1 protein-coding gene is annotated in these 875 nt (G+C 72.3%); it reads left to right on the top strand.

Going from position 1 to position 875, the window contains the following annotated elements:
* On the top strand, positions 1-569 hold a 569-nt coding region (locus tag HG543_RS53875), incomplete at its 5' end, for a DnaA N-terminal domain-containing protein (protein ID WP_281404568.1).
* Positions 570-875: the final 306 nt, after the last annotated feature.

Here is an 875-nt window from a genome sequence, read left to right on the forward strand (position 1 = left end):
ACGAGCGCCAGCGCGCCTTCCGAGGCGTTCCGCGCGAGGACATGCCCGCGGGCTGGCCCGACTGGTACCGCCACGCGCTGGCGAAGGTGGGCGGCGACGAGGGCCGGCTGATCGCGGCCTGCCGCGGGTACCTGCAGTCCGACTGGGGCCGTACCCGCCAGCCGGTGGGAACGGCCGTGGCGTTCTGCTCGCCGAAGGTGTGGGTGCGCTACGTGCCCCACGAGGCTTCTGACTCCGTGGCCGCGGCTCCCGAGGCGTCCGCGCCCGCCGCCGTGTCCACGGACACGTCCACCCCGGCCGGCCGCACCTGGCAGCGCTGCCTCATGCGGCTGCAGGATCAGGGCAAGCGCTACGCCCTGCTCTGGCTCCAGAAGGCCCGTCCGGTGGACGTGCAGGACGGTCGGCTGATCCTGGGCGTGCCCGATGTCTACTTCCGCCAGTGGGTGGAGGAGAACTACGGGCCCATGGTGGATCTGCTGGTGCGTGAGTGCGGCCTGCAGGGTGTGGACTGGCGCGTGGGGGCGAATGCCGAGGCCCCGCCGGAGGTCGCGGCGAGCCTCCCGGGATAGCCGGCGCCTACCATGGGTCGGTGGTGCCTCGGTGGGCGCTAACCTCTTCAGGAAAGTCGGGGCAGGGCCTGACGAGCGACGTCATGGACGGAGTCCAGCGGCAGCGGAGTGAAAGCCGGGCTGCACAACGTCCCGCCTGATTCAGCCAGGACGTCGTAAGGCCCCGCGGGCGGAGGCACTCGCCCGCCTCGGCCCCGGCGTCCCCCTCCGCCGTCAGCGCCGTCCAGAGCACCCGCCCATGGGATTGATTTTCTCCCCAGATGAGCCCCTCACCCACCCGCACGCTTCCCGGTGCCAGCGCTCCCC

This window comes from Pyxidicoccus fallax (genome assembly GCF_012933655.1).
Classification (GTDB): Bacteria; Myxococcota; Myxococcia; order Myxococcales; family Myxococcaceae; genus Myxococcus; species Myxococcus fallax.